This window comes from Streptomyces aquilus, from assembly GCF_003955715.1.
Classification (GTDB): Bacteria; Actinomycetota; Actinomycetes; order Streptomycetales; family Streptomycetaceae; genus Streptomyces; species Streptomyces aquilus.
Genome location: NZ_CP034463.1, coordinates 1,667,959 through 1,694,149, shown reverse-complemented (window position 1 = coordinate 1,694,149; position 26,191 = coordinate 1,667,959). Strand labels below are relative to the sequence as shown.

At 71.9% G+C, this 26,191-nt stretch carries 28 protein-coding genes; 15 read left to right on the top strand and 13 right to left on the bottom strand.

Features of this window, described 5'->3' with window-relative positions; all coding sequences use genetic code 11:
• Positions 1-104: 104 nt before the first annotated feature.
• The 4 genes from EJC51_RS07800 to EJC51_RS07785 all read right to left on the bottom strand — a co-directional run bounded on the left by EJC51_RS07800 (position 105) and on the right by EJC51_RS07785 (position 3,234).
• Positions 105-821 carry an HAD family hydrolase gene (locus EJC51_RS07800; RefSeq protein ID WP_126270386.1) on the bottom strand — a complete coding sequence of 239 codons (717 nt, stop codon included), beginning with the start codon at positions 819-821 and terminating at the stop codon, positions 105-107.
• A 75-nt stretch (positions 822-896) separates the two neighbouring features.
• Positions 897-1,568, bottom strand: a complete 672-nt coding sequence (locus tag EJC51_RS07795; RefSeq protein WP_126270385.1) for a phosphatase PAP2 family protein — start codon at positions 1,566-1,568, stop codon at positions 897-899.
• 93 nt (positions 1,569-1,661) lie between these two features.
• Positions 1,662-2,606, bottom strand: a complete 945-nt coding sequence (locus EJC51_RS07790) for a M56 family metallopeptidase (RefSeq protein WP_126270384.1) — start codon at positions 2,604-2,606, stop codon at positions 1,662-1,664.
• 94 nt (positions 2,607-2,700) lie between these two features.
• Positions 2,701-3,234 (bottom strand): DUF5134 domain-containing protein, encoded by a 534-nt coding sequence (locus EJC51_RS07785; protein ID WP_126270383.1) that lies wholly within the window; start codon positions 3,232-3,234, stop codon positions 2,701-2,703.
• 152 nt (positions 3,235-3,386) lie between these two features.
• On the opposite strand from EJC51_RS07785, the gene EJC51_RS07780 reads away from it, so the two are divergent.
• Positions 3,387-5,027 (top strand): FUSC family protein, encoded by a 1,641-nt coding sequence (locus tag EJC51_RS07780; RefSeq protein WP_126270382.1) that lies wholly within the window; start codon positions 3,387-3,389, stop codon positions 5,025-5,027.
• Complete coding sequence (locus EJC51_RS07775) at positions 5,024-5,563, top strand: MarR family winged helix-turn-helix transcriptional regulator (RefSeq protein WP_126270381.1); 540 nt, start codon at positions 5,024-5,026, stop codon at positions 5,561-5,563. The genes EJC51_RS07780 and EJC51_RS07775 overlap by 4 nt, the downstream gene beginning before the upstream one ends.
• 27 nt (positions 5,564-5,590) lie before the next feature.
• Here EJC51_RS07775 and EJC51_RS07770 read toward each other — a convergent pair whose 3' ends face one another.
• The 3 genes from EJC51_RS07770 to EJC51_RS07760 form a co-directional block, all read right to left on the bottom strand.
• Positions 5,591-6,646, bottom strand: a complete 1,056-nt coding sequence (locus EJC51_RS07770) for an aldo/keto reductase (RefSeq protein ID WP_126270380.1) — start codon at positions 6,644-6,646, stop codon at positions 5,591-5,593.
• A gap of 77 nt (positions 6,647-6,723) precedes the next feature.
• Entirely contained in the window at positions 6,724-7,488 is a 765-nt protein-coding gene (locus EJC51_RS07765) for a VOC family protein (protein ID WP_126270379.1), read from the bottom strand.
• Positions 7,489-7,609: 121 nt separating this feature from the next.
• Complete coding sequence (locus EJC51_RS07760; protein WP_126270378.1) at positions 7,610-8,002, bottom strand: VOC family protein; 393 nt, start codon at positions 8,000-8,002, stop codon at positions 7,610-7,612.
• Positions 8,003-8,072: 70 nt separating this feature from the next.
• On the opposite strand from EJC51_RS07760, the gene EJC51_RS07755 reads away from it, so the two are divergent.
• Positions 8,073-8,603 carry a GNAT family N-acetyltransferase gene (locus EJC51_RS07755; RefSeq protein ID WP_126270377.1) on the top strand — a complete coding sequence of 177 codons (531 nt, stop codon included), beginning with the start codon at positions 8,073-8,075 and terminating at the stop codon, positions 8,601-8,603.
• Between the two features lie 3 nt (positions 8,604-8,606).
• Here EJC51_RS07755 and EJC51_RS07750 read toward each other — a convergent pair whose 3' ends face one another.
• The gene (locus EJC51_RS07750) at positions 8,607-9,290 is read right to left on the bottom strand and encodes a glycerophosphodiester phosphodiesterase (RefSeq protein ID WP_126270376.1); all 684 of its coding nucleotides are present in this window, start codon (positions 9,288-9,290) and stop codon (positions 8,607-8,609) included.
• A gap of 344 nt (positions 9,291-9,634) precedes the next feature.
• Here EJC51_RS07750 and EJC51_RS07745 point away from each other — a divergent pair, with 344 nt between their 5' ends.
• The 6 genes from EJC51_RS07745 to EJC51_RS07720 all read left to right on the top strand — a co-directional run bounded on the left by EJC51_RS07745 (position 9,635) and on the right by EJC51_RS07720 (position 15,522).
• Complete coding sequence (locus EJC51_RS07745; RefSeq protein ID WP_126270375.1) at positions 9,635-11,032, top strand: DUF6421 family protein; 1,398 nt, start codon at positions 9,635-9,637, stop codon at positions 11,030-11,032.
• Between the two features lie 50 nt (positions 11,033-11,082).
• On the top strand, positions 11,083-11,832 hold the full coding sequence (locus EJC51_RS07740; protein WP_097260645.1) for an SDR family oxidoreductase: 750 nt from the start codon (positions 11,083-11,085) through the stop codon (positions 11,830-11,832).
• A complete protein-coding gene (locus EJC51_RS07735; RefSeq protein WP_126270374.1) occupies positions 11,829-12,899 on the top strand; it encodes a threonine aldolase family protein in 1,071 nt (356 codons plus the stop codon). Before EJC51_RS07740 ends, EJC51_RS07735 begins: the two co-directional genes overlap by 4 nt.
• A gap of 95 nt (positions 12,900-12,994) precedes the next feature.
• Positions 12,995-13,588 carry a transglutaminase-like domain-containing protein gene (locus tag EJC51_RS07730; protein WP_126270373.1) on the top strand — a complete coding sequence of 198 codons (594 nt, stop codon included), beginning with the start codon at positions 12,995-12,997 and terminating at the stop codon, positions 13,586-13,588.
• Positions 13,589-13,596: 8 nt separating this feature from the next.
• Positions 13,597-14,301 carry a B3/B4 domain-containing protein gene (locus tag EJC51_RS07725; protein ID WP_126270372.1) on the top strand — a complete coding sequence of 235 codons (705 nt, stop codon included), beginning with the start codon at positions 13,597-13,599 and terminating at the stop codon, positions 14,299-14,301.
• A gap of 27 nt (positions 14,302-14,328) precedes the next feature.
• The gene (locus EJC51_RS07720) at positions 14,329-15,522 is read left to right on the top strand and encodes a hypothetical protein (protein ID WP_126270371.1); all 1,194 of its coding nucleotides are present in this window, start codon (positions 14,329-14,331) and stop codon (positions 15,520-15,522) included.
• 12 nt (positions 15,523-15,534) lie between these two features.
• Here the strand turns inward: EJC51_RS07720 and EJC51_RS07715 are convergent, their stop codons facing one another.
• The 3 genes from EJC51_RS07715 to EJC51_RS07705 form a co-directional block, all read right to left on the bottom strand.
• The gene (locus tag EJC51_RS07715) at positions 15,535-16,560 is read right to left on the bottom strand and encodes a hypothetical protein (RefSeq protein WP_126270370.1); all 1,026 of its coding nucleotides are present in this window, start codon (positions 16,558-16,560) and stop codon (positions 15,535-15,537) included.
• Between the two features lie 91 nt (positions 16,561-16,651).
• Positions 16,652-17,380, bottom strand: a complete 729-nt coding sequence (locus EJC51_RS07710; RefSeq protein ID WP_126270369.1) for a lysophospholipid acyltransferase family protein — start codon at positions 17,378-17,380, stop codon at positions 16,652-16,654.
• A 189-nt stretch (positions 17,381-17,569) separates the two neighbouring features.
• Positions 17,570-17,986 (bottom strand): DUF4395 domain-containing protein, encoded by a 417-nt coding sequence (locus EJC51_RS07705; protein ID WP_126270368.1) that lies wholly within the window; start codon positions 17,984-17,986, stop codon positions 17,570-17,572.
• A 76-nt stretch (positions 17,987-18,062) separates the two neighbouring features.
• On the opposite strand from EJC51_RS07705, the gene EJC51_RS07700 reads away from it, so the two are divergent.
• The 4 genes from EJC51_RS07700 (at position 18,063) to EJC51_RS07685 (ending at position 21,216) form a co-directional block, all read left to right on the top strand.
• On the top strand, positions 18,063-18,476 hold the full coding sequence (locus tag EJC51_RS07700; protein WP_126270367.1) for a TlpA family protein disulfide reductase: 414 nt from the start codon (positions 18,063-18,065) through the stop codon (positions 18,474-18,476).
• A 193-nt stretch (positions 18,477-18,669) separates the two neighbouring features.
• A complete protein-coding gene (locus EJC51_RS07695; protein ID WP_126270366.1) occupies positions 18,670-19,179 on the top strand; it encodes a flavin reductase family protein in 510 nt (169 codons plus the stop codon).
• 234 nt (positions 19,180-19,413) lie between these two features.
• Positions 19,414-20,202, top strand: a complete 789-nt coding sequence (locus EJC51_RS07690; RefSeq protein WP_126270365.1) for an electron transfer flavoprotein subunit beta/FixA family protein — start codon at positions 19,414-19,416, stop codon at positions 20,200-20,202.
• Between the two features lie 51 nt (positions 20,203-20,253).
• Positions 20,254-21,216, top strand: coding sequence for an electron transfer flavoprotein subunit alpha/FixB family protein (locus EJC51_RS07685; RefSeq protein ID WP_126270364.1), 963 nt, complete (start codon positions 20,254-20,256; stop codon positions 21,214-21,216).
• A 72-nt stretch (positions 21,217-21,288) separates the two neighbouring features.
• Here the strand turns inward: EJC51_RS07685 and EJC51_RS07680 are convergent, their stop codons facing one another.
• The gene (locus EJC51_RS07680) at positions 21,289-22,152 is read right to left on the bottom strand and encodes an endonuclease/exonuclease/phosphatase family protein (protein ID WP_425276783.1); all 864 of its coding nucleotides are present in this window, start codon (positions 22,150-22,152) and stop codon (positions 21,289-21,291) included.
• 221 nt (positions 22,153-22,373) lie between these two features.
• Between EJC51_RS07680 and EJC51_RS07675 the strand changes: the two genes are divergently transcribed.
• Complete coding sequence (locus EJC51_RS07675) at positions 22,374-23,663, top strand: DUF6986 family protein (protein WP_126270362.1); 1,290 nt, start codon at positions 22,374-22,376, stop codon at positions 23,661-23,663.
• Between the two features lie 87 nt (positions 23,664-23,750).
• Positions 23,751-25,451, top strand: a complete 1,701-nt coding sequence (locus EJC51_RS07670) for a serine/threonine protein kinase (RefSeq protein WP_126270361.1) — start codon at positions 23,751-23,753, stop codon at positions 25,449-25,451.
• Here EJC51_RS07670 and EJC51_RS07665 read toward each other — a convergent pair.
• Complete coding sequence (locus EJC51_RS07665) at positions 25,397-26,191, bottom strand: hypothetical protein (protein ID WP_166682842.1); 795 nt, start codon at positions 26,189-26,191, stop codon at positions 25,397-25,399. The two genes, EJC51_RS07670 and EJC51_RS07665, sit on opposite strands and share 55 nt — an antisense overlap.

Sequence of the window (26,191 nt, the reverse complement as noted above, 5' to 3'; positions counted from 1 at the left end):
GCTGGTCAGGGCTGCCGTCCGTCTCGGGCGACGCGGGGGATCGTCCGAGACGGACGGTTCCTCACACCCCAGTGGTGGCCTGAGGCTACTTACTGGCTCGCCGTTCAGCCGGACGCCGAGGTCTTTCCGCCCTCGTCCACCAGGTCCAGCACCGGCAGCAGCCCGTCCGGCCGCTCGGTCACCGGCAGGTGATCCACGAAGTGCACCGCGCACCCCAGAGCGGCGGCCCCGCCGTCGGCCCGCCGGTCGTCGCCGACCATGAGCGTGCGGCGGGGCTCGGCGCCGAGGTGGGCGCAGGCGGCGGCGAACAGCCGGGTGTCGGGCTTCTGGACGCCGTGCTCGTAGGACAGCGCGTAGGCGTCGATGTACGGGTCGAGTCCGTGCTCCCGGAACACCGGCCGCAGATCCCAGCCGATGTTGCTGACGACCCCGATGGCGATGCCGCGCTCGCGCAGTGCCCGCAGCACCTTGCCGGCGTCGGGGTAGGGCTGCCAGGCGGCCGGGGACATGTGGCGGTCGTAGAGCAGGTCGTGCAGCGCCGGGTCCGGCAGCGCCACCTGGCGCGACAGCCCGGTGTACACGGCACGGTGCAGTTCGGCGCTCTCGTCGCGCGTCGCCCACGCCCCGGCCATCTCCTCGGGCACCCGTACGGGGTTCGTGCCACCCGGCAGCGCCCCCGCCACCGCCAGTGCCCGCGCGGTCTCGACGACCTCCGGCTCGGGCAGCACGATCCCGGCCTCGGCGAGCGCGCCCCGCAGCCAGGACTCGGCGGACTCGATACGGAAGAGGGTCCCGGAGAAGTCGAACAGCACAGCGATCATGCGGAAATCCTACGAGCCGCACGGTGCCGCGCTCAGCGCCGGAACACCTGTGGGTGCGTCCCGCTCACGCCTGCCTCACGGCTGTCGACGCCCGTGCAGCAGTACCGCCACCGCCACCACCAGGCCCCCGAGCAGCCAGCCGCCGAGGACGTCCGTGGTCCAGTGGACGCCCAGCCAGATGCGGGTGAGGCCGACGCCCAGGACGGAGACGACGGAGAGGGTGAGGGCGGTGCGCCACAGGGCGCCGCCCACGCCGTGGTGGTGCAGGAGCCACAGCAGGAGGCCCAGGACGACCGTGGCCGTCATGGCGTGGCCGGAGGGGTACGCCGCGAAGTGGGCCGTGTCGACCGGGTCCGGCCAGACCGGGCGGGGGCGGTCCACGGCCGCCTTGAGGGACTGCTGGATCAGCGTGCCGACCGCGCACGTGACCGCCAGCCAGCCCGCCGTCCACCACGCCGACCGTCTCCACACCAGCCACACCACGACCACCGCGCACAGCAGTCGCATCGTCCACGGGTCCCACACCCAGTCCGTCAGGATGCGGAACGCGTGGGTCAGCCCGGATTCCTCGACCGCCCACCGGTGCGTCGTGTCGGCGATGTCCCCGTCGAAGCTCATCAGGGGGCGCCAGCGGACCGCGACGAGCGTGAGGAGCAGTACGGAGCAGACGCCCAGGACCCCGGCCGCGCGGACTGCCGTGCGGTGGTCCGGCGGGCTGGGCGGGGCGTCGACGGGCGGGGAGTGCATACAACGATCCTCGCCGACCACGGGGGCCGGAGGCCAATTCCGCCGGTCGTCCCGCGGATCAGGAGGTGGCGAGCCCTCCGCAGCGCACGCCGCTCAGCCGCCCCAGCCCAGCGCGCGCAACCCGGGTACGAACGCCACAAGGAGCGGCACCATCGGCACCAGCGCCGCCGTCGCCGTCAGGCCGAGGCGGCGGGTGGCCGGCAGCCGGTCCGGGGGCGTGAGGAGGCGGTGGACCCGCTGGGGGACATGGGCGTGCGGGGTCGGGCCGGGCCCGAACACGCCCCGGTCCTCGTTGAGTTCCACCAGCGCCAGCGCCGTGGTCAACCGGCCGAAGCGGCGGGACGCCATGTCGTCCGCGGCGAGTTCGACCAGCCGGTGCATCTCGTCGCGGAACGCGGCGAACACCGGCACCTGCGGAAACCCGCCCGCCAACGCCGACGAGCAGTGCAGCAGCCAGTCGTGCCGAGCCTGCGCGTGCCCCTCCTCATGGGCCAGCAGGGCATCGAGCTGACGGCCCTTCAGGCGCCGCAACGCGGCCGTGGTGACGACCAGTTGAGGTGCCGGACCCGACAGCCACCAGGCGTCCGGGCGCTCACCCTCAAGGACCACGAGACGACTGGTGCCGCTCTCCTCGCCGGGCAACAGCGGGGCCCGCACCAGGAGTTCGGCCCGGCGCAGCCGACGCCGCGCCCGCGCCCGGGCGACCTCACGCACCAGCATCGCCGCGCTCCACACCCCACCGAGCGCCAGCGCCACGGCCGTTGTCGCCGCCCAGGTGCCGCCCGCCCCGAGCGCGTAGGCCTCCACCACCGCGCGCGGCGCCGGCGCGAAGACGTGACCGCGTACCGCCTGCCAGGCCGCCGCCGCGCTCAGTGTCATCGACAGGGCGCAGCACAGGAGGACGGCCGCCACCGCGCACTGCCACACCCACAGCGCGACCACCGGTTCGCGGTCCGGCCAGTCGGACCGGGCGAGCAGCCGAGGGGCGACTACGGCGGTCAGGGCGCCGAGCAGCAACAGTGCCGCGGGGACCATCATGGGAGCACCCTATGAGCGGCCCGCCGCCCACCGGTACGGCATCCCGCGGCAAAGTGACGCAGGACACGGCAGTGGCCGCAGGAGTCCCGAGTCGTCAGAGCGTCGCCAGCATCGCCACCATCGCGATCCCCATCGACAACCGGCACGCCCGCGCCACTTCGGGCCGGTCGCCCCACGCGACGGTTCCGCCCCCGGCCGTGACGGGCACCAGCCGCACACCGGAGAGCAGCACATAGCCCATGAAGTAGAGGAGCAGGGCCCCCGTCAGCGCGGGAATCCCGGAGCCGCCGCCGTGATGTCCGGGCGACGCCGCCATCACGACCGCCATGTAGACCATCGCCGACGCCCCCACCAGGTGATGCAGATGGTGGGCACTGGTCCGCGCCGCCCACAGGGCCCGTATGGCGGCCGCACCGAACACCGTCGCGTACGCCGCCCAGGCCCAGGACGGCGGGGTGAACACCGCGGCCGGGACGGCCATCGCGGCCATGCCGAAGCCCATGAGCGCCTCGCCGCCCGCCGCGCGGCGCTGCTCCTCGACGTCGCTGCGCATCCGCAGCAGGCAGTAGGCCCCGGTCGCCGCACACAGCGCGACCAGCAGCCAGCCGGGCGAAGCCGGTCCGTGCACACGCGCCTCCCCGCTAGACGGTCGGACGGGGAGGGGATGCCCCTCCCATGCGGCGCGCACGCGAGCGCAAGGGTGTACACGGGGAGCATTCGGCGGAGCACGGCAGGTCAGCGATATCGTTTACAGGTAAAACACCTGTTAAGGTTGTCGATATGAGCAGTGCCCAGCCCGCCCCCGCCCCGTCACGCCTCCGGCGCCTCCCGCTGGCCGGCGTCCTCCGTCTCGGCCGCCCCTCGGACATCTGGTTCAAGCCCGCCCTGAGCGTGGTCGCCGCGGTCGCCCCGCCGAACCTCACCCTGCTCGCCCTCGGCCGCCTCGACCTGGCGATGTACACCATGGCCGGTTCCCTGTGCGCGCTGTACGCCCACAACCGCCCCTACGCCGCCCGGGCCCGCGCCCTGGCCTGGGTCGTGCTCGGCATGGTCGGCGGCCTCGCCGTCTCGCTCACCGCCGCCTCGCTCACCACCGACGCCGCCGTCCTGGTCGCCGTCGGCGCCCTGCTGGCCGCCGTGCAGAAGGTGCTGTGCGACGCGACCCGGGTCGGCCCGCCCGGCAACGTGGTCCTCACCTTCATCACCTCGGCCTCCCTGTTCGCCCCGCAGACCCTCGCCCAGGTCCCCGGCCACCTCGCCCTCGCCCTCGCGGCGGGCGCCTGGGCCTGGATCATCGGCATGGCCCCCGGACTGGTCCGGCCGCACGGCCCGGAGCGACGGGCCACCGCCCACGCCCTGAACGCCACGGCCGGCTACGTCGAGCAGGACGGCCCCCGGACCAGGGCCGCCGCGGCCGCCGCGATCCAGGCCGCCTGGCAGTCCCTGCTGTCCGCCGGCGCCCGCACCCCGACCCGCCGTGCCCTGGACCGGCTGGTCGTCCGCGCCGAGGTCGCCCTGGCGGCCCCCGCCGACACCGACCCGCGACGCCTGCGCGCCTGGGCTCGCGACCTGCGCGGCAACGGACCGGTCCCAGCCGTCGCGGACCACGGCGAACTCCTCGGCGTCGACGCCGAACTCGCCGTCCCCGCAACCCCGTTGTGGCGCAGGCTCGGCCCGCTGACCCCGCTCGCCGTGCGCACCGCCGTCGGCTGCGCCCTCGCCGGATACGCCTCCCTCGCGCTCGGCGTCGGCCGCCCGTACTGGGCCCTGGTCACCGCCGCCTCGCTCTACCAGGCCAACCTCACCCTCACCTGGAGCCGCGGCGTCCAGCGCGTCGTCGGCAACCTCGCCGGCGTCCTCCTCTTCGCCGCCGTCGTCCCGCTCGCCCACCTCGGCCCGGCCGCCCTCGTCCTGGTCTGCATCGCCTTCAACTTCGGCGCCGAAGCCCTCATCGGCCGCAACTACTGGCTCGGCAGCGTCTGCGTCACCCCGATGGCGCTGCTCATCACCGAGTTCGCCGGCTTCCAGGAGCCCGGGCGGCTGATCACCGAGCGGGTCGTGGACACCTTCGTCGGGGCCCTCGTCGGCTTCGGCGCCGCGATCGTCGTCACCAACCGCCGCGCGGGCAGCCGCGTCGAGCGGACGCTGACCGCCGTGGAGCGCGCCCGCGAACACGTCGCCCGCCTCCTGGCCGAGCCGCACCCGGACCCCCGCGCCCTGGAGTCCGCCCGCCGCGCCCTCGCCGCCCACCTCGTGGAGTTGCGGGCCGCCGCCGACGCCGCGGCCGGCGAGTGGTGGCAGGGCGCGCTGCCCCAGGAGCGGGTCGTGCACGCCGAGCAGGCCGGACACCGTACGCTCGCCGCGACGGTACGGCACCAGGAGGTGCGCCGGAACGCGACGACGGAGGGCATACGGCCATGACGGCACCGAACGGACGGCAGGCGGACGCGACCGGGGGCGACACCGTCTCCGCGGTCGTCCGGCAGTGGCAGGCCGTCCACCCCGGTCTCGACACCGGCCCCATGGAGATCATCGGCCGCGTCAACCGCTGCGCCGCCCTCCTCCAGCAGGCCGAGGACGCCCCGCTGCGCCGGGCCGGACTCAGCCGCCCGGAGTTCGACCTGCTCGGCGCGCTGCGCCGCACCGGGCACGAGCTGACCCCGGGCGACCTGGCCCGCGAGACCTTCTCCTCCGGTGCCGCGGTCACCAAGCGCCTCAAGCAGCTGACCGAGCGCGGCCTGGTCGAACGCCGCGGGGACACCCGGGACCGCCGCGTCGCCCACCTCCGCCTCACGGACGCGGGCCGGGAGATCGTCGACGGCATCCTGCCCGAGCAACTCGCCTACGAGACGGCCGTACTGTCCGTTCTCGACCCGCACCGCCAGGGCGAACTCGCCGGGCTGCTCGGCGAGTTGCTCGGGCAGTTGGAGGGCCGGCTGGGGGCGCTGCGTGCCTGATCCCGCCCCTCGTGTGTCCTGGCGCTCCTAGAGGACGTCCGTCGCCGTCCGGCGGTAGCCCGAGCGGCGGTCGTCGATGCTCTCCCAGCGGTCGCCGTAGATGTTGCGGAGGATGGTCGGTTCCCGTACGAAGTCGTGCGGGAAACCGAGGGACACCGCGCTCACCTCGTCGAGACGGGTGACCGCGTCGGCGTCGAGGCGGACGTCGACAGCGCCGAGGTTGTCGGCGAGCTGGTGCTCCTTGGTGGCCGCGATGATCGGCACGACGTTCCCGGGGCGCCCCAGCAGCCAGGCCAGCGCCACCTGGGCCGGGCTCCAGCCACCCTGCTCGGCGATGTCCAGGACCGCGGTGACGACGTCCTCCTGCTGCGCGTTCGGCTGGTCGTCGCCCCAGGCGTCGAGCCGGCCCGTCTCACCGCGCCGGTACTTGCCGGTGAGCTTGCCGGCCGCCAGCGGCGCCCACGCGAACACCGCCTGGCCGAACGCCCGGGCCTGCGGCAGCAGTTCGCGCTCGGGCGTGCGCTCCAGCAGGTTGTAGCGCAACTGCGAACCGGCGAACGAGGTCCAACCCCGCAGCTCGGCAAGCGTGTTGGCCTGCGCGATCTCCCAGGCCGGCCAGTCCGAGACGCCGACGTACAGCACCTTGCCGGTCCGTACGAGGTCGTCCAGCGCCCGCATCACCTCGTCGACCGGCGTGAAGTTGTCCCGCGCGTGCACCCACAGGACGTCCAGCCGATCGGTGCGCAGCCGCCGCAGGCTCGCCTCCAGCGACTGCACCAGGTTCTTGCGGTGGTTGCCGGCCGCGTTGACGTCTCCCTCGCGGGTGCCGCACGTGTACTTGCTCGCCAGCACGAACTCCTCGCGCCGGCCCGCCAGGAGCTCGCCGAGGATGCGCTCGGAGTCGCCGCCGGCGTAGATGTCCGCGGTGTCGAGGAAGTTGCCGCCCGCGTCGGCATAGGCGTCCAGCAGCTTGGCGCTGGTCTCCTTGTCGGAGCCGTAGGCGGGGTCGTCGCCCATGACCATGGTGCCGAGCGCGAGTTCGCTCACGCGCAGGCCGGTCTTGCCGAACAGTGTGTAGCGCACGATCAGTTCCCCTTCAGGCAGGTCGTCGTGCGTACGACGCTATGAGGTGGAGCGCGCTCCAACGCAAGCCGTGCGGCTCAGCCCTCCGCGCCCGGCAGATACACCCCGAACACCGCCCCGCCGGGATCCCGCAGCACCGCGATCCGGGGCCCGTCCGGCACGGAGGTGGGCTCCATGAGGACGGTGCCGCTCGCCTCGGTCGCGGTGGCGGCGGTGGCGTCGACGTTCTCGACCGCGAAGTACGGCAGCCAGTGCGGCGGCACCTCGGGCGGGAACTTGTCGTCCATCGTGACCATGCCGCCGAAGTCGGCGCCGTCGAGGCCCCACTGCGTGTAGTGCTCCGAGGCGTCGACGCTCCAGCCGAACACCGCGGTGTAGAAGTCCACGGCCCGCTCCGGCGCCCGGCACAACAGCTCCACCCAGCCCAGCGAACCGGGGGCGTTGAGCAGCCCGGCCCCCTCGAATCCCCGCGCCTGCCACAGATGGAAGCCGGCGCCCTGGGTGTCGGTAGCGGACGCGAAGCGCCCCATGCCGGGCACGTCGGCCGGCGGTGCCACCACCGACCCGCCGGCCGCCGTGACCTTGGCCAGGGTGGCGTCGAGATCGCCGACGGCGAAGGTCACGAACCACGAGCACGGCCGCCCCTCCGCGCCGAGCGGCACCATCCCCGCGACCGGGAGATCACCGACGTACGCGATGGTGTACCCGCCCATGTCCTCCCGCGCGTCCGTCTCCGTCCGCCAGCCGAAGAGGACGCCGTAGAACCGCTTGCCCGCCTCCAGATCCGGCGTTCCCACCTCGGCCCAGCAGGGCCCACCGGCCACCGGCTTGTCGAGCCTCATGCCGCCACGCCCCTTCCACCGACGCGAGCACCCCTCTGGCACGCTAGCCCCGGCCGTGCACGGTTGCCATTCGGCCGTCGCCCGGGCGACAGAAGGAACGCGTCAGTCGCGGCCGCGGCCCTCAGATGCCCGGGCGGAAGCGGATCGGGTGGTCCGCGGGCACCTCGACGAGGACGATCCTGATGCCGTCCGGGTCGGTGAGCCACATCTCGATCAGGCCCCACGGCTCCTTCACCGGCGGCCGCGCGATCTCGACGCCTTTCGCCACCAGCTCCTCGTGCGCCGCGGTCACGTCCTGGACCTGCATCCACAGGCGGACGGCCGGGGAGGGCGGGGTCTCGGAGCGACCGGAGAGTTCCAGGAAGCCGCCGCCGAGGAAGTAGACGGTGCCGCGTTCCGGTCCTGTGCCGAACTCGCGGTAGACGGCGAGGCCGAGCTGTTCGCCGTAGAAGGCCCGGGAACGTTCGGGGTCGACGGGGTGGATCAGGGTCCGGCCGCTCAGTACGTGCACCATGCGGCGGAGCCTAGTGCGGGCGTTACGCTCATCGGTGCCCGTGTCGTGCCCGAGAGTGGAGAAACGCCCCATGACCGCTGGACTCACCTTCCGCGATGCCACCGACGCCGACGTGGACGCGCTGGTCGCGCTGATCGAGTCGGCGTACCGCGGGGACTCCAGCCGGGCCGGATGGACCACCGAGGCGGACATCCTGGAGGGGCAGCGGACCGACCCGGAGGGCGTGCTCCAGGTCATCAAGTCGCCCGACAGCCGGCTGCTCACCGTCGAGCGCGAGGGCGAGGTCGTCGCCTGCTGCCAGCTGGAGCACCGCGGCGACCACGCCTACTTCGGCATGTTCGCGGTCAGCCCCCGGCTCCAGGGCGGCGGCCTCGGCAAGGTGATCATCGCGGAGGCGGAACGGGCGGCGCGGGAGACCTGGGGCGTCACGGAGATGCACATGACGGTGATCTCCGTACGGAACGACCTCATCGCCTGGTACGAGCGCCGGGGCTACCGCCGTACGGGCCGGATGACCCCGTTCCCGTACGGCGACGAGCGCTTCGGCATCCCCCAGCGCGACGACCTTCAGTTCGAGCTGCTGGTCAAGCCGCTCGCATAATCGTTACGCCGTGAAGCGGGCGGTGCGTTTGATCTCCGAGTAGTCGGAGGTCGCGCCGTCCAGTTGCAGGGCGCGTACGAGACGCAGGTGGTCCTGCGTGTTCACCACCCAGCCGATGATCCTGAGGTCCGCCTTGCGGGCGTGCTCGACGATCTCCAGGGTGATCCGGCGGATGTTGAGGCAGACGGTCGCGGCGCCGGCCTCCTGGGCGCGCTCCACGATGTCGGTGCCGTACCGGCTGCCGATCAGCGCGGTCCGTACGCCCGGCACCAGGCGGGAGATCTCGGCGATCGCCTCGTCGTGGAACGAGGACACCTCCACCCGGCCCACCAGGTCCCGCTTGAGCATGACCTCGGCCAGCGCCCGCGCTGCCGCGATGTCCTTGATCTCGGCCTGGAGCGGTGACCGCACCGCCTCCAGGACCTCCTCGAAGACGGGGACCTTCTCGCCGAGGCCCGCGTCGAGGGTGCGCAGCTCGGCGAGTGTCTTCTCGGCGATCGGACCGGTCCCGTCGGTCGTGCGGTCCACGTCCGTGTCGTGCATGACGACGAGGGCCCCGTCCTTGCTGAGGTGCAGGTCGAGTTCGATGGCGTCGAAGCCGGCCTGCTCGGCGGCGACGAAGGAACGGAGGGTGTTCTCGGGTTCGAGACCCATGACCCCGCGATGACCGATGGTAAGGAAGTTCAAGGTTCAACTCGCTTCCGTCGACGGCGGCTCGGCTTCCGCAGCCTAATGGCCTCGGCCGGTGATGAACCCCTGCGTACGCGGGGGATCGGCGTGGCACGAGGGGCAGGACTGGCCGGTACCGCCTCGGGCGGTCACCCTGGGGTGGGCGAGTCCTGCGAGCATTGACCGCTCATGTGCCCAAGAGGATCACGCATACCCATCGGGAGCGCCGTCATGGCATCCGGCAGGAAAAAGTTTCGTGACCATGGGGGCGGGCAGGATAATTTACGGGGCCCCCTCTTGCTGACAGGAACCGCATATGCATACGGTGTCCTGACGCGAGGTTCTCCCGTGGAGGATGGGACATGACGGAAATTCTTGTGCAGGCGGCTACGGAGGAGCAGGTTCCTCCCGCGACCAGGGTGGTGGATCACCCTGCGTGGCCCGTGCTCAAGGGTGCCGTGGAGCGGATCAGGCCCTGGCAGTCCAAGGACGGGTCGATCGACTTCGCGGCCGAGGGTGCCCCGGACCGCGCCACCGCCGAGGCGGCCGTACGCGAGGTCGCCGCGGCCGTCGAGGAGCTGTCCCCGCTGCTCCCGCACGACCGCGCCTACCACGAGGCCCTGGTGAAGGACCTGACGCGCTGGGCCGAGGGCGGCTTCGAGGTGCCGGACTTCCTCGACTCGCTGCTGGCCTTCCAGCCCGCCCAGGGCCGCGCGGACGGCCTTCAGCACCTGGTCGTCTTCCCGATGTACACGCAGAACGGCAACCCCGACCGCAACCTCGAAGCGGTCGTGCTGCGCATGGTGTGGCCGGAGTGGCTGGCCGAGCTGGAGCGCACCCGCTACGACAACCCGCTGTTCTGCGGCATCAAGTTCGAGGACTTCACGGCCGGCTACGACACCAACTCCGCCGTGCTCTTCCCCGAGACGATCGCCGTGCGCGAGGCGCCGGAACGATTCTCCTGGGGTGGCATCTTCTGTGACCGCGAGGCCGCCCGCTTCCGCGCCGTCACCGACGCCGCCGTCGGCATCCTGAGCCTCGACCTGCCCGAGGACATCGCCGCCATGGTCCACGACCAGAAGCGCTGCGAGGAGGCCTTCGTCCTGTGGGACATGGTCCACGACCGCACCCACAGCCACGGCGACCTGCCCTTCGACCCCTTCATGATCAAGCAGCGCCAGCCGTTCTGGATGTACGGCCTGGAGGAGCTGCGCTGCGACCTCACCGCCTTCAAGGAGGCCGTGAAGCTGGAGGCCGACGGCGTCCCGCAGGCCCGTGACGTGCAGTACGCGGTCCTGTTCGACCGCATGTTCCGCTTCCCGGTCACCGGCGAGCGGGTGCGCAACTACGACGGCCTCGGCGGCCAGCTGCTCTTCGCCTACCTGCACAAGCACGACGTCGTCCGCTGGACCGACAACAAGCTGCACATCGACTGGCAGCGCGCCCCGCAGGTCACCAACCAGCTGTGCGCCGAGATCGAGGACCTCTACCGGGCGGGCATCGACCGCCCGAAGCTCGTCCACTGGTTCGCCGCCTACGACCTGGTCTCGCAGTACCTCGCCCCGCACCCGGGCTCCCGCTGGGCCAAGGGCCCGGACGCCCTGGACCTGACCCAGCCGCCGCGCAAGCTCGTCGATGACGTGCTTCCGGACGAGTTTCCGCTGAGCATGTTCTATGAGGCCCTCTCCAAGAAGCTGAAGAACGTGATCGCCGGCACCAAGGGCATCCGTGCGGAGAGCGCCGAGCGGGTCGCCGCGTGAACGACCGCGGTACCGAGAACACTGCACGGCAAGCTCAGGAGGCGAAGAACATGGCGGGGAACGGAGCTCTCAGCGGTGCGGTGATCGCGGTGGCCGGCGCGGGTGGACCCGCGGGCCGCGCGACACTGCTGCGGCTCGCGGAGGCCGGGGCGACCGTCGTCGGCGCGGACAACGACCCCGAGCGGCTCGCGGAGGCGGTGAGCGCGGCCCGCGACGGCGGCGGCGGCGCCACCGTCACCGGGGAGCCGGTCGACCTGCTCGACCTGGACTCCACGCGGGAGTGGGCCAACGGAATCGAGAAGGAGTTCGGCCGGGTCGACGGCGTCGTCCACCTCGTCGGCGGCTGGCGCGGCAGCGAGACCTTCATCAAGACCAGCCTCGACGACTGGGACTTCCTGGAGCTGCTGCTCATCCGCACCGTCCAGCACACCTCCCTCGCCTTCTCCGAGGCGCTCCAGCGCAGCGACCGCGGCCGCTACGTCCTGATCAGCGCGGCGGGCGCGAGCAAGCCCACCGCGGGGAACGCCGCGTACGCCGCCGCCAAGGCCGCCGCCGAGGCGTGGACGCTCGCCATGGCAGACTTCTTCCGCAAGGCCGGGGCCGGCGAGGAGCTCACCTCCGCCGCCACGATCCTGGTGGTCAAGGCCCTGGTGCACGACGCGATGCGCGCCGAGCGACCCAACGCCAAGTTCGCGGGCTTCACGGACGTCAAGGATCTGGCCGGAGCCATCGCCGAGGTCTGGGACAAGCCCGCCGGAGAAGTGAACGGAAACCGTCTGTGGCTCACCGAGAAGCCGTGAACCCGCCGAAGACCGACGCCCGGCGCCATCACGACCCGGAGACCCGGGGCTTCGCCAGCGACAACTACGCGGGCGCCCACCCGGAGGTGCTCGCCGCCCTGGCCCTGGCCAACGGCGGGCACCAGGTCGCCTACGGCGAGGACGACTACACCGAGAACCTCCAGGCGATCATCCGCAGCCACTTCGGCCCCACGGCGGAGGCGTTCCCGGTCTTCAACGGCACCGGCGCCAACGTCGTGGCGCTCCAGGCGGTCACCGACCGGTGGGGCGCGGTGATCTGCGCGGAGAGCGCCCACATCAACGTGGACGAGGGCGGTGCGCCGGAGCGGATGGGCGGCCTGAAGCTGCTGACCGTTCCCACTCCCGACGGCAAGCTCACGCCCGAGCTGATCGACCGGCAGGCGTGGGGCTGGGAGGACGAGCACCGCGCGATGCCGCAGGTCGTCTCGATCACCCAGAGCACGGAGCTCGGCACGCTCTACACGCCGGACGAGATCCGCGCGATCTGCGACCACGCCCACGCGCACGGCATGAAGGTCCATCTCGACGGCTCCCGCATAGCCAACGCGGCCGCGTCTCTCGACGTCCCCATGCGGACGTTCACCAACGCGGTCGGCGTCGACATCCTCTCCCTCGGCGGGACGAAGAACGGCGCGCTGTTCGGCGAGGCGGTCGTGGTGATCAACCAGGACGCGGTCTCCCACATGAAGCATCTGCGCAAGCTGTCCATGCAGCTCGCCTCCAAGATGCGTTTCGTGTCGGTGCAGTTGGAGGCGCTGCTCGCCAAGGACCTGTGGCTGCGCAACGCCCGGCACGCCAACGAGATGGCCCAGCGCCTGGCCGAGGGCGTCCGCGCCGTGCACGGCGTCGAGATCCTCTACCCGGTCCAGGCCAACGGCGTCTTCGCCAAGCTCCCGCACGACGTGAGCCTCCGCCTCCAGAAGCGCTTCCGCTTCTACTTCTGGGACGAGAACGCGGGCGTCGTCCGCTGGATGTGCGCCTTCGACACGACCGAGGACGACGTGGACGCGTTCGTGGCGGCGCTCAAGGAGGAGATGGCGCACTAGGGCCTTCATCGAGAGCGCCCTCGCGTCCTGCATAGATATGCGATCACCTGGAAAAGAATTGACCCCGGGTGATCGCATTCCTATGCTCTGCGGGCATGGAGCTGATCCAGAACACCCCTGACCTGTCCGCATATCTCGCCGCCGACGAGGTCATCGACCATGACCACCCGTACGTACGGGACACGGCCGCGCGTCTCGCCCGGCAGGCCGAGGACTCGTATGCCTATGCGCGGCTGGCCTTCGAGTTCGTGCGCGACACGATCCCTCACTCCGACGACAGCGGCGACCTGCGCGTCACCTGGCGGGCCTCCGACGTGCTGGAGCAGGGCACCGGCATCTGCTACGCCAAGTCCCATGCGCTGGCGGCCCTGTTGCGGGCCGAGGACATCCCGACGGCCCTGTGCTACCAGCGGCTGGCGCACGACGACGGCAGTGGGCATGCCGTGCACGGGCTGGTCGCCGTGCGGTTCAACGGGGCCTGGCATCGGCAGGATCCGCGTGGAAACAAGCCGGGCGTGGACGCGCGGTTCTCCCTCGACGGTGAGCGGCTGGCGTGGGTGCCCGATCCCGAGTCCAATGAGGTGGACTATCCGGTCCTGTATGCTGAACCGCACCCGGCCGTCCTGAGGGTCCTCAAAGCCGCCCCCGACCGGCCCTACCTGTGGAAGACGCTCCCGACCGAACTCTGAGGCAGGCGATGACCTTCTCCCTCACCGTGTCCGACGAGGTCCGCGCCCTCGCGCCCGGCTTCACGCACGTCGCGATCGAGGCCCACGGCCTCGTCAACGGGCCGAGCACCGACGCCAGTTCGGCGCTCCTCGACGACGCGGCCCGCCGTCTCGCCGTACGTCTGGACGGGCGCGCCCCGCACGAGGACCCGCACATGGCGGCCTGGCGCGAGGTGTACACGGCGTTCGGGTCGAAGCCGTCACGGACCCGCAACTCGGCGGAGGCGCTCGCCAAGAGGGCGTTGGCGGACGGCGGACTGCCCCGGATCAACCTGCTCGTCGACCTCTACAACGCCATCAGCGTCGCCCACCTGATCCCGGTCGGCGGCGAGGACATCGACCGCATCCAGGGTGGGATGCGGCTCGTGCGGGCCGGTGGGGACGAGGAGTTCGTGACCGTCGCCGGCGGCGAGGAGGTCGTCGAGCACCCCGACGCCGGTGAGGTGGTGTGGTGCGACGAGCTGGGGGTGACCTGCCGCCGCTGGAACTGGCGCCAGGGACCGCGCACCCGGCTCACCGAGGCGACCGTCTCCGGCATCTTCCTGTTGGAGAGCCTCGCCCCGATGCCGATCGCCGAGGTCGAGCGGGCGGGCGCCGAACTCGCCGAGCTGCTGGAGAAGTTCAGCCCCGGAGCGCGCATCGAGGTGCACGCCGCCGACCCGGTGCGCGGCTGATCGGAGGCGGTCGTTAATCTCCCCGGTATGCACGACGGGGGAGCAGAAGAGAACAGCACCGGCAGCGACGAGCCGTCCACGGGGGCCCTCGCCCGGCTGAGGAAGCACTGGCTGCTCACCTCGGCCGTGGCACTGGCCCTGCTGGCGACCGCCACGACCGTACCGATCGTCCTCGCGGACTCCGGTGAGGACGCTCCGTGCCAGGAGATCCCGGCCTCGACCCGGGCCCTCGCGAAGAACCCGGCCGCCGCCACCCGCGCGCTCGACCCCGGTGAGGACCTGTCCCGGTACGACGCCGTGCGCGAGCTGCTGATCCACGAGAACCCGTGCGGCGACGGCGGCAAGGCGCTCGGGCAGGTCGTCGACGCCGCCACCCGCGCCACGGGCAAGGGCAAGCCGCACACGCTCGCCCAGGCCCGTGCCGCGTACGCCGTGGTCGCCGCGTTCGACGACGACGCCGTGCCCAGGGGAGCGGCACCCGGTGTGGCCCGTGTCCTCGCCGAGTACGTGGTCGACGCCAACCGCTTCCTGAGCCCCGACCGCGACGCGTACACCCCGGCGGTGGACGCCGTGGGCGCCGCTCCTGACGACACCGGCTGGACGACGTACGGCCGCTTCCTGGCCCCGCACGAGGCCCACGCCGACTTCGAGTGCACCGAGCCCTACTCCGACGTACGCGCGGACCCGGAGAGCCTGGTCGGCGAACTCGCCAAGGACCCCGAGGCGTTCGCGATCCTCTACGACGCCGAACGCGCCTACTTCGCCTACTACCTCGAACGCCTCACCGGCGACGGCGCCGACCCCGACTACCGGCCGGGCAAGGAGAAGGACGGCAGCCCGAAGCCGACCACCACCTGGGCCGACATCGACCTGGAACACCTCACCGACCGCATCGGCAGCCTCATGAACCACCGGGCGCGGTACGCCCGGGACGGCACGATCCCCGACCTCGCGGCCTTCGACGAGGCCGTACGGCGCCACACGCGCGGCGCGTACCAGGCGGCCACGCGTCAGGTGAGCAGCAGGCCGGTCATGGGGGACATCGCCGAGCGGCCGGTCTCCGGTCCGCTGAGCGGTGACCTGACGGACGGCCGCCACCAGCTGTTCACGGTCCTGGACGCCTGGGCGAAGGAGCGCCAGGTGCCGACGGAACGCGCGGCGCAGCTACGGCAGTTGATCGACGACCGGTACGTCAGGGCGCTCTGGCTGACCTCGTACTGAACGTGGACGGGGTCAGTCGCCCAGGCGCAGTTCCGTGCAGTCCCGCTGCTCGACCTGCGCCTCGGCGAAAGCCGCGAAGAGCTTGCGCTTCCCGGCCTCGTCGACGCCGGGAACGTCCTTGTCGGCGCTGAGCGCGAAGTTGGCGGCCTCGCCGTCGCAACGGGCGGTCGCCGTACGGGAGTCGGGATCGTGCCGTCGCTCCTCGGCGAGCAGACGGTTGCTCCAGTCGCCGTACCAGGCGGCGAACCACAGCCGGGGTTCCCACTCGCCGGAGTCGGCGTCGCGCGCGTACAGGTCGCAGCGCCCCGCCGGACCCGCGTCGTTCATGAGCACCGCCACCCGCCACTGCGCGGCCTTGAGCCCGCCGGCCTTGAGCGTCCACCCGCACGCCGTGTCCCCCGCGTCGGCCAGCGGCACCGTCTTCGGGTCCTCCTGCGGATCCACCGGCACGGCGTCCCCGCCGGGCGCCTTGAGCGGCTCGGCGCCACAACCGAGGCGGTCGGAGGCGGAGTTGGTGAGCGCGACCGCCGTCTCGTAGGCGGCAGGAGTGGCCCGGAGGGTGTCCCGGCCGAGCCAGGTGCGGACCAGCAGCTTGCGTTGCCGTCCCTCGTCGTCCTTGCCCAACTCCGGGCAGGGGAGGAGGAACTGGAGGGCGCCGTACTTGTCGATGTAGCCGGGCAGTCCGTCCGCCATGGGCCCCACGCGATCGAACCCGGACTCGGACAGGACCGTCATGAACTCCCGGTCCACGTCGTCCCGCCGGGTGTACGCCTCGGTCTCCAGCAGCCGGTCGTCCCGCACGTCGTCGCCGTCGAAGCCGAGGGAGCAGCCGTAGTCGCCCAGTTCCTCGTGGGTCGCGGACTCCGCGTCCTTGAAGTGGTCGCCGTCGCGCCCGAGTTCACGGACCGCGTCGACCGGCAACGCGCCGTCGCAGGCCGTGCGCAGCAGCCACCAGTCCTGCGCGTACGGGGTGGCGATCCAGCCGCCCACCCCCAGCACGACCGCGGCCGACACCGACACCTTGACCCAGCGCCGCATTCCTTGCCCCCGTAGCAGTCCACCCGTTTACGGGCGGGACCCTATCGGTCGGGCGACGGAGCCGGCGGCGCGGGTCGGTGATCTTGGGTGGTCAGCGGGCCTCGGCGGCCTTGACCTCTTCCGGCGTGGGCGCCGTGCCACCGAGGTGGGCCGGCATCCACCAGGTGTCGTCGGCGTCCTTCGGGCGGTGCGGGTAGGCGCGCTGGGCGGCCTCCAGGAGCTCCTGGACGCGCTCGCGCAGCTGACGGGTGATCGCGCCCGCGTACTTGTCCTTGGGCGCCTCGACCGGCTCGCCGACCCGGATCGTGATCGGGGTGTGGCTGCGCTTGAAGTTGCGCGGGTGGCCCTTGGTCCACAGCCGCTGCGTGCCCCACAGCGCCATCGGGATCAGCGGCACGCCCGCCTCCTGAGCCAGGCGCGCGGCACCGGACTTGAAGGTCTTGAGCGTGAACGACTGCGAGATCGTGGCCTCGGGGAAGACCCCGACGATCTCACCGGAGCGCAGCGACCGCAGCGCGTGCTGGTAGGCCTCCTCGCCGCTCTTGCGGTCCACGGGGATGTGCTTCATCCCGCGCATCAGCGGACCGGAGATCTTGTGCCGGAACACGGACTCCTTGGCCATGAAGCGCACGAGACGCTTCTGGGGCAGGGCCGCCAGCCCGTCGAAGATGAAGTCCAGGTAGCTGATGTGATTGCTCACCAGCACGGCGCCGCCAGAGCGCGGGATGTTCTCCGAACCCTTGCAGTCGATCTTCAGGTCCCACACCTTGAACAGCGTGCGGGCGAGGCCGACGACAGGTCGGTAGACAAGCTCTGCCATGGACGGGGTGGACCCTTCCTTCTCTGCCTGGGAAAGGGGGTTCCCGGCGGGAAAGTTACGACACCGTAGGTTTACGGCATCTCGCAGATCGTGCCCCAAGAACGGGCGGGGGGCCAGTCTTCGTGCCCGCGAACGGCGAGATCCTTGTCACGTCGGCGCCTTGATCCACCTCGTGCTTTTACGTCGCCTTTACTGCGCGCGTACGGTCACGCGCCGTACGAGCAGGTACATCTCGCACCCCAGGCAGTACCCGAACGCGGAGTTCAGGAAAGCGGCGGCGAGCGCGGCCCCGGTCGCCGCGAGTCCCAGCCAGGCCGGTCCGACGCCGTAGCCGACCAGACCGACGACCGCGAAGGCCAGGCCCACCGCCTGCGCGAACCGCGGCGGTTCGGGCGCCTCGAACTCGGTCGGCGCACCGATGCGGGGCCGCACGACCTTCCGGAACAGCCAGCCGTACGGCGAACGCGCCACCCCGCCCGCGGCGCCCAGCGCGAACGCCAGGGTCTGCCAGGCCAGGAGCCACACACTGCCGGTGATCAGCACGACCGCCAGTACTAGGGTCGTCACGGCCGCCCCGAAGCGCGGTCCCCTCACGTCGATGTCCATGAATCAAGCATTCCGCAAGGAATGCCATGGGTGGAGTCGGGAATCTTTGCAGTCTCGTGAACGCTGGAGCTGGGTGATGGCCGGAGTCGTGGTGTGTGTCCTGGTGCTCGCTGCGGCGAGCGTCTACGGAGTGCTGCACAAGCAGCGGAGCGGGAGAGTACGGGTGCGCGGGCGCGACGACGACAAGCGGCTCGGCTCGGCCCAGCTGGGCGCGGAGTTGGGGGAGCGGGCCACCCTCGTCCAGTTCTCCAGCGCCTTCTGCGCGCCCTGCCGGGCCACCCGGAGAGTCCTCGGCGAGGTCGTCGACCTGGTCCCCGGGGTCGCCCACGTCGAGATCGACGCCGAGGCCCACCTGGACCTCGTACGCGAACTGGACATCCTCAAGACGCCGACCGTGCTGGTGCTCGACGCCCAGGGCCGGGTGGTGCGGCGCGCCACCGGGCAGCCGCGCAAGGCGGATGTCATCGCGGCCCTCGGCGAGGCCGTGTGACGGTGAGGCAGCTCCCATATGCCGGGACCTACTTGACTGGGCGTACCACCTATCGTCAGCCTGACTGTATGCCTTCGGAACTCCTTCTCTTCGGGCGGGTCCACGTCGACCTGGCCCGCACCGCGAGCGCGCGCTGTCCGGGTTGTTGAGCAGCCACGGACCAGCTCGCCCCACCTCGCAGAAGGACGACCCCATGACGGCCACGCCGGACCTCCGCACCCCTCAGCTCGCCTCCCCCGATCTGCTGCGCTCCGTCTTCCGGCGGCACGCGGCGGGCGTCGCCGTGATCACCGCCCGTGGTGAGGACGGCCCGGTCGGCTTCACCGCCACCTCGCTCACCTCGGTCTCCGCCGAGCCCCCGATGCTGTCCTTCGGCATCGGCACCGGAGCCTCCAGCTGGCCCGCGATGTCCAGGACCGAGCACGTCGGCGTCCACATACTCGGCGAGCACCAGCAAGAGCTGGCCGCCACCTTCGCCCGCAGCGGCGCCGACCGCTTCGGCGCGCCCACCGGCTGGCGCGAGGGGCCCAACGGGGTCCCCGTCCTCGACGACGTCCTGGCCTGGGTGGTGGGCCGCGTCGTCGCGCGCGTGCCCGCGGGCGACCACCGGATCGTCCTCGCCGAGGTGCTCCTCGGCGACCCCGCCGGCCCCGGCCGTCCGCTCCTGTACCACCAGGGCGGATTCAGCGGACTGCGCGACTGACGGCTCGTGCCGCATGTCGGCACCTCCCTCTGCGGGACCGTCGAGTTCCGATTACGCTGCGTTGCACAGGTCACAGTTCAAAGCGCTTGCTTAGCGGGAACGAACTGGGTGTACTGACGAGTAATATTTCGTTCGGAGCGCGGGCCGCCCCGATCGGGATCGGCCCCTTGGGGCGCCTATGCTGCCTGCAAGTAGGCAGCACAGAAATGTCGACGCAGCAGTAGGAGAGCCGGCGTGAGCTTGAGGATCGTTGTCACCGTGAAGTACGTGCCCGACGCCACTGGCGACCGGCACTTCGCCGATGACCTGACCGTCGACCGTGACGACGTGGACGGCCTGCTCTCCGAGCTGGACGAGTACGCGGTCGAGCAGGCGCTGCAGATCTCGGAGAACTCCGACGACGACGTGGAGATCACCGTCCTGACGGTGGGCCCCGAGGACGCCAAGGACGCGCTGCGCAAGGCGCTGTCCATGGGCGCCGACAAGGCCATCCACGTCGAGGACGACGACCTCCACGGCACCGACGCGATCGGCACCTCGCTGGTGCTCGCGAAGGCGATCGAGAAGGCCGGCTACGACCTGGTGATCTCCGGCATGGCCTCCACCGACGGCACCGCGGGCATCGTCCCGGCGCTGGTCGCCGAGCGCCTGGGCGTCCCGCAGGTCACCCTGCTCTCCGAGGTCTCCGTCGAGGACGGCACCGTCAAGGGCCGCCGGGACGGCGACGCCGCGAGCGAGCAGCTGGAGGCGTCCCTGCCGGCCGTCGTGTCCGTCACCGACCAGTCGGGCGAGGCGCGTTACCCCTCCTTCAAGGGCATCATGGCGGCCAAGAAGAAGCCGGTGGAGTCCTGGGACCTGGAGGACCTCGAGATCGACGCCGAGGAGGTCGGCCTCGAGGGTGCCTGGACCAAGGTCGAGACCGCGGCGGCCCGTCCGGCGCGCACCGCGGGCACGATCGTCAAGGACGAGGGCGAGGGCGGCAAGCAGCTCGCTGAGTTCCTCGCGGGCCAGAAGTTCATCTGAGCCCGAAATCGCCGACCGCCCCTCATCTGATCCAAGCAGGAGAGCATTCCCATGGCTGAAGTTCTCGTCTACGTCGACCACGTGGACGGTGCCGTCCGCAAGCCCACCCTGGAGCTGCTGACCCTGGCCCGCCGCATCGGCGAGCCGGTCGCCGTCGCGCTGGGCAACGGCGCCGGTGACACCGCCGCCGCCCTCGCCGAGCACGGCGCGGTCAAGGTCCTCACCCACGAGGCCGCCGAGTACGCCGACTACCTGGTCGTCCCCAAGGTCGACGCCCTCCAGGCGGCCGTCGAGGCCGTCTCCCCGGCCGCCGTCCTCGTCCCGTCCTCCGCGGAGGGCAAGGAGATCGCCGCCCGTCTGGCGCTGCGCATCGGCTCCGGCATCATCACCGACGCCGTCGACCTGGAGGCCGGCGACGAGGGCCCGGTGGCCACCCAGTCGGTGTTCGCCGCCTCCTTCACCACCAAGTCCCGTGTCTCCAAGGGCACCCCGGTCATCACGGTCAAGCCGAACTCGGCCGCCGTGGAGGCCGCCCCGGCCGCCGGCGCGGTCGAGGCGCTGTCCGTGACCTTCTCCGCCGCGGCGACCGGCACCAAGGTCACCGGGCGCACCCCGCGTGAGTCGACCGGCCGTCCGGAGCTGACCGAGGCCGCGATCGTCGTCTCCGGCGGCCGTGGCGTCAACGGCGCCGAGAACTTCGCGATCATCGAGGCGCTCGCCGACTCCCTCGGCGCGGCCGTGGGTGCCTCGCGTGCCGCCGTGGACGCCGGCTGGTACCCGCACACCAACCAGGTCGGCCAGACCGGCAAGTCGGTCTCGCCGCAGCTGTACATCGCCTCCGGCATCTCCGGCGCGATCCAGCACCGCGCGGGCATGCAGACCTCGAAGACGATCGTGGCGATCAACAAGGACGCCGAGGCCCCGATCTTCGACCTGGTCGACTACGGCGTGGTCGGCGACCTCTTCGACGTCGTCCCCGCCCTGACCGAGGAGGTCAAGGCCCGCAAGGGCTGATCCCCGCAGCGCCTGTCCTCCAGGTGTACGAGGCCCCCGCGACCGCTTCCCGGCGGTGGCGGGGGCCTCGGCTCATCCCAGGGTCAACGTCGCCTGGACCGGCAGATGGTCGCTCGGGAACTGCCCGTCGACGGCGAAGGTGTTGATCGAGGCCCGGTGGACCTTCACCCCCGGACTGGCCAGGATCCAGTCGATGCGCTCGCCGTCCGGCGTCAGCGGCTCGTAGCCGTGGAACGTGCCGTAGGCGTCGCCGCGTTCGGCGGCCGCGTCCCAGGTGTCGACGAGCCCGGACGCGACGAGGTTGTCGTAGGCCTGGTTGTCGTGGGCCGCCGCGTTGAAGTCGCCGGTGACGACGACCGGTAGGGAGCGGTCGAACGCGGCGATCCCCTCGGCGATGAGCAGGGTGGCGCGCTCGCGCGCGTACTGGCTCACATGGTCGAGATGGGTGTTGAGGACGTAGAACTCCCGCCCGTCGTCGGCGAGGTCGCGGAAGCGGACCCAGGTGGCGATCCGGGGGAGTGCGGCGCCCCAGGTGTTCGAGCCGATCGTCCGGGGGGTGTCGGAGAGCCAGTAGGTGTCGTGTTCGAGCGGGGCCAGGCGCCGGGTGTCGTAGAAGACCGCGGTCGACTCGTCGTGGCTGCCGCCCTCTCGGCCGGTGCCGATCCAGGCGTAGTGCGGGCCGAGGTCGGCGTGGATGTCCAGCAGCTGCTGGTAGAGGCCCTCCTGGGTGCCGATGAACGTGGGGGCCTCGCGGCGCATCAGGGCGCGCATCACCGGGCGGCGGACGGCCCAGCTGTTGGGTTCGACGGCACTGGCGAAGCGCAGGTTGAAGGTCATGGCATCGAGCCGGCGGCCGACCGAGCGGGCGGCGGAGGCGGGCATCGTGGCCATCAGGGGCAAGGTGAGCGCGGTGGCCACCATGGTTCTCAGTCCCATGCGACGCGTCATTCTGTCGGTGTCCGGCATGAAATCCCCTCCCGACGGATCAGGATGAAGGGGGGAACCGGTGTGCGAAAGAGGGCGTGGTGGGGCGGGGGGTGCCGGAAGGGGCGTGGCGGCTCATGCTGTGGACGGGGTGTTGACCTGCGGGAAGAACCACGGATAACTTCGCTCTGCGGATTGTTGATTCCGTAGTGCGGAAAACAGGAGGGTGTGGCATGGGTCAGCAGGAGCAGGTGGCGACGAGCCTCGCGGGCGCCGTCAGCGAGGAGATCAGCGCCTCCCTCGCGCCGGTCGACGCCGAACTGGAGCGCCGCTACCCCGGCGACCCGGGCACCCGCCAGCCCGTCCACACCGTCTACGTCCCCGGCAACGTCTTCGCCGCCGACACCCTGCGCTCCTGGGGCGACCAGGCCCTCGCGGCCCTCGACGAACACGCCCCGGACGCCGCGTCCTTCGCCGCCGTGCTCGGACTCTCCGACGACCTCGCCGAACCCGTCCACGCGCGCGTGCGCGCCAAGCTGGAGCGCGAGCCGATCGAAGACCTGCGCGTCGACTTCGAGGACGGCTACAAGGGCACCGACGAGGACCAGGACGCCGCCCGCGCGGCCCGTCTCGTTGCGGACGCGTACAAGAACGGCACCGCCGCCCCGTACATGGGCATCCGCATGAAGTGCATGGAGTCCCCGGTCCGCGACCGCGGCATCCGCACCCTCGACGTCTTCCTCACCGGCCTGATGGAGGCCGGCGGCCTGCCCGACGGACTGGTCCTCACCCTGCCCAAGGTGACCTACCCCGAGCAGGTCACCGCCATGGTCCGGCTCCTGGAGCAGTTCGAGAAGGCCCGCGGCCTGGGCCCCGGCCGGATCGGCTTCGAGATCCAGATCGAGACCAGCCAGTCCATCCTCGCCGCCGACGGCACCGCCACCGTCGCCCGCATGATCGACGCCGCCGAGGGCCGCGCCACCGGCCTGCACTACGGCACCTTCGACTACAGCGCCTGCCTCGGCGTCTCCGCCGCCTACCAGGCCAGCGACCACCCGGCCGCCGACCACGCCAAGGCGATCATGCAGGTCGCCGCCGCCGGCACCGGCGTACGCGTCTCGGACGGCTCCACCAACGTCCTGCCGGTCGGCACCACGGAGAAGGTCCACGAGGCCTGGAAGCTGCACTACGGCCTCACCCGCCGCGCCCTGGCCCGCGCCTACTACCAGGGCTGGGACATGCACCCCGGCCACCTCCCGACCCGCTACGCGGCCGTCTTCGCCTTCTACCGCGAAGGCTTCGAAGCGGCCGCCAAGCGCCTCGCCGCCTACGCCAACCACGTCGACGGCGACGTCATGGACGAGCCCGCCACCGCCAAGGCCCTCGCCGGGTACCTGCTGCGCGGCCTGGACTGCGGCGCCCTGGACACCGGCGAGGTCACCCGCCTCACCGGGCTGACCCTGGCGCGCCTCCAGTCGTACGCCGGACCGCGCCGCGCGGACCTGACGGCCTCGGCCAAGTAACACCTCGGCGACCTCGACGAGGACTGTCACCGCCGCCCCGTACTCTGTACGCGACCTTGCACATGCGTACGGAGGAACGGGGCGGCGGTGTCTTCGGGGGACAACGGACGGACGGACGGGGCCGGCCGGCTGCTGGCCGGGCGCTACCGCGTCCTGGCCCAGCTCGGGCGGGGCGGCATGGGCGTGGTCTGGCGGGCGGTGGACGAGGTCCTCGGCCGTGAGGTCGCCGTCAAGGAACTGCGCACCTACACCGACGCGGACGGGCCGGAACTGTCCGATCTGCGGCTGCGCATGCAGCGCGAGGCGCGCGCGGCGGCCCGGGTGCGCCATCCCGGCGTGATCGCCGTGCACGACGTGGGGGAGGTTGACGGCCGCCCGCTGATCGTCATGGAGCTGGTCGACGGACCGTCCCTGGACGACGTCCTGCGCGACCGCGGCACCCTCGACCCCCACGAGGCCGCCGGCATCGGCGCCAAGGTCATGGACGCGCTCGCCGCCGCCCACCGCGCCGGCGTCCTGCACCGGGACGTGAAGCCCGGCAACATCCTGCTCGACCGGTCGGGCCGCGTGGTCCTCACCGACTTCGGCATCGCCACGATGGACGACCCGGGTGACGGTTCCGCCACGCATCTGACCCGCAGCGGCGAACTCGTCGGCTCCCTGGACTACTTGGCACCCGAGCGCGCCCAGGGCGCCGACCCGGGACCCGCCTCGGACGTCTGGGCCCTGGGCGCCACCCTGTACGCGGCGGTCGAGGGCGCCTCGCCGTTCCGGCGTACGTCGACGTTCTCCACGCTCACCGCCATCGTCTCGGAGCCCCTGCCGCAGCCCACGCGCGCGGGCGCGCTCGCACCCGTGCTCCAGCGGCTCCTCGACAAACGCCCCGAGGGGCGCCCGGAGGCGGAGGAGGCCCGCGCACTGCTCCAGGCGGTCGCGGACTCCGGGGCGGCCGACTCCGCCACGACACGGCTGCGGGGTACGGCGGTGGCGCCGCCCGTGGTGACGGAGCACAGCGTGCCGGCGGTGCCGCCGGGGTTCGGTCCGCCGCCGGCACCGGGCGCGCCCTCGGCGCCGCAGGGCTTCGGTCCGCCGCCGGCCCAGGCCGCCCCGGACGTCACCGGCCCCATGGACACCGCTCGCCCCGCGCGGGGCAGGCGCCGGGTGCTGCTCGTCGCGGCGGCCGTCGCCGTCGTGCTCGCGTCGGCCGGAGCGACCGTGGCGTTCCTCGACGACTCGGGCGACAAGGACACCGACGCGCGCTCCACGTCCTCCGTCACCGACGCCAGGGCCACGTCGGCGGCGAGCGGCCGTGGCGACGCCGTACGCACGGACGAGCCCGAACCGACGGAGAAGGGCGCCAAGAAGACACCGACGGCGACTCCGTCGGCGAGTCCCACGGCCGACGGCAAGCCCACTGCGCGGGCCACCAGCCCGGCCCCGAGCAGGACTTCGGGCCATGCCCCCGCCCCCAGCGGCAGCGGCGCGGGCGAGACGCCCAAGCCCGCCGCGTCCTGCGTCTCCGCAGGCGGCGGCAAGTACAACTGCCAGGTCTGGCGGACCGCCGACTCCTACACCGCCTCCGGCGCCAAGGCGGGCGTCCTCAACGCGGGCACCAACTACTTCTACTGCCAGCAGAACCTGGGCCGCCGCGAGACATACGGCGAGTGGACCAACGTCTGGTGGGCGAAGACCGACGACGACAGCGGCAACACCGGCGTCTACGTCAGCGACGTCTACCTCAAGGGCGGCGACAACGACGAGCCGGTGCCCGGACTGCCCGTCTGCTGAGCCTCCGCGTACCGCTCCAGGCCGGAGGCCGTCACCATCTTCTCCCTCTTGAACAGCCGCGTCCCCTCCCGGCACAGCTCGTGGTCGGCGCGCGCCCGGGCGCAGAACTCCTCGGGCGTGACGCCGAACAGCTCCCTCAAACGGGCCGACCCGACGAGGAGTTCGGTGAGCAGCGGCCGCTGGCCGGGGTGAGTGCGCGGGGCGCCGGTGCCGTCGTGGAGGACGCCGTGCGTGTTGACGTACCCGTACGCCCCCGGCAGCGCGGTGCCGTCGGCGAGTTCGACCCGCACCTCGGGGGAGGGCAGCCACGCACGCCGGTAGTTCCCGGCCGGCAGATGCGCTCCCTCGCTCGCGTCGACGACGGCCAGCTGCTCGGCGTCGAGCCAGATGACGTACAACTCCCGTACGGCTCCCGGCGCTTCGACTGGAGAGGCGGACACATAGCCCAGTCGGCTGACATGGGCGGAGACGCCGACGCCGAGGCCCGTGACGCGGGTGCGCACCATCGGGATCGGGGAGACGATCCCGTACTCGGCCATCTTGTGGCGCAGTTGGGCCGGGCTGGCGTTGGAGCCGATGGCGAGGACGGGGACGCGGTCGTCGTGCACGAGGCGGTCGAGGGGCAACAGCCGGTCCCCGTCGAGGAGTCCGGAGTCCGGGGGCCACGCGCCCGGGTAGAGCAGCGGGTGGTCGCGCGGCGCCTCGGCCAGACCGAGCGCTTCCAGGGTGCGGTCGCTCAA

What these genes read in the sequence shown, in the direction of transcription:
- EJC51_RS07800 (WP_126270386.1), bottom strand. Translation starts at nt 821, where the DNA reads ATGATCGCTGTGCTGTTCGACTTCTCCGGGACCCTCTTCCGTATCGAG.
- EJC51_RS07795 (WP_126270385.1), bottom strand. Translation starts at nt 1,568, where the DNA reads ATGCACTCCCCGCCCGTCGACGCCCCGCCCAGCCCGCCGGACCACCGC.
- EJC51_RS07790 (WP_126270384.1), bottom strand. Translation starts at nt 2,606, where the DNA reads ATGATGGTCCCCGCGGCACTGTTGCTGCTCGGCGCCCTGACCGCCGTA.
- EJC51_RS07780 (WP_126270382.1), top strand. Translation starts at nt 3,387, where the DNA reads ATGAGCAGTGCCCAGCCCGCCCCCGCCCCGTCACGCCTCCGGCGCCTC.
- EJC51_RS07775 (WP_126270381.1), top strand. Translation starts at nt 5,024, where the DNA reads ATGACGGCACCGAACGGACGGCAGGCGGACGCGACCGGGGGCGACACC.
- EJC51_RS07765 (WP_126270379.1), bottom strand. Translation starts at nt 7,488, where the DNA reads ATGAGGCTCGACAAGCCGGTGGCCGGTGGGCCCTGCTGGGCCGAGGTG.
- EJC51_RS07760 (WP_126270378.1), bottom strand. Translation starts at nt 8,002, where the DNA reads ATGGTGCACGTACTGAGCGGCCGGACCCTGATCCACCCCGTCGACCCC.
- EJC51_RS07755 (WP_126270377.1), top strand. Translation starts at nt 8,073, where the DNA reads ATGACCGCTGGACTCACCTTCCGCGATGCCACCGACGCCGACGTGGAC.
- EJC51_RS07745 (WP_126270375.1), top strand. Translation starts at nt 9,635, where the DNA reads ATGACGGAAATTCTTGTGCAGGCGGCTACGGAGGAGCAGGTTCCTCCC.
- EJC51_RS07740 (WP_097260645.1), top strand. Translation starts at nt 11,083, where the DNA reads ATGGCGGGGAACGGAGCTCTCAGCGGTGCGGTGATCGCGGTGGCCGGC.
- EJC51_RS07730 (WP_126270373.1), top strand. Translation starts at nt 12,995, where the DNA reads ATGGAGCTGATCCAGAACACCCCTGACCTGTCCGCATATCTCGCCGCC.
- EJC51_RS07725 (WP_126270372.1), top strand. Translation starts at nt 13,597, where the DNA reads ATGACCTTCTCCCTCACCGTGTCCGACGAGGTCCGCGCCCTCGCGCCC.
- EJC51_RS07720 (WP_126270371.1), top strand. Translation starts at nt 14,329, where the DNA reads ATGCACGACGGGGGAGCAGAAGAGAACAGCACCGGCAGCGACGAGCCG.
- EJC51_RS07715 (WP_126270370.1), bottom strand. Translation starts at nt 16,560, where the DNA reads ATGCGGCGCTGGGTCAAGGTGTCGGTGTCGGCCGCGGTCGTGCTGGGG.
- EJC51_RS07710 (WP_126270369.1), bottom strand. Translation starts at nt 17,380, where the DNA reads ATGGCAGAGCTTGTCTACCGACCTGTCGTCGGCCTCGCCCGCACGCTG.
- EJC51_RS07705 (WP_126270368.1), bottom strand. Translation starts at nt 17,986, where the DNA reads ATGGACATCGACGTGAGGGGACCGCGCTTCGGGGCGGCCGTGACGACC.
- EJC51_RS07700 (WP_126270367.1), top strand. Translation starts at nt 18,063, where the DNA reads ATGGCCGGAGTCGTGGTGTGTGTCCTGGTGCTCGCTGCGGCGAGCGTC.
- EJC51_RS07695 (WP_126270366.1), top strand. Translation starts at nt 18,670, where the DNA reads ATGACGGCCACGCCGGACCTCCGCACCCCTCAGCTCGCCTCCCCCGAT.
- EJC51_RS07685 (WP_126270364.1), top strand. Translation starts at nt 20,254, where the DNA reads ATGGCTGAAGTTCTCGTCTACGTCGACCACGTGGACGGTGCCGTCCGC.
- EJC51_RS07680 (WP_425276783.1), bottom strand. Translation starts at nt 22,152, where the DNA reads ATGGGACTGAGAACCATGGTGGCCACCGCGCTCACCTTGCCCCTGATG.
- EJC51_RS07675 (WP_126270362.1), top strand. Translation starts at nt 22,374, where the DNA reads ATGGGTCAGCAGGAGCAGGTGGCGACGAGCCTCGCGGGCGCCGTCAGC.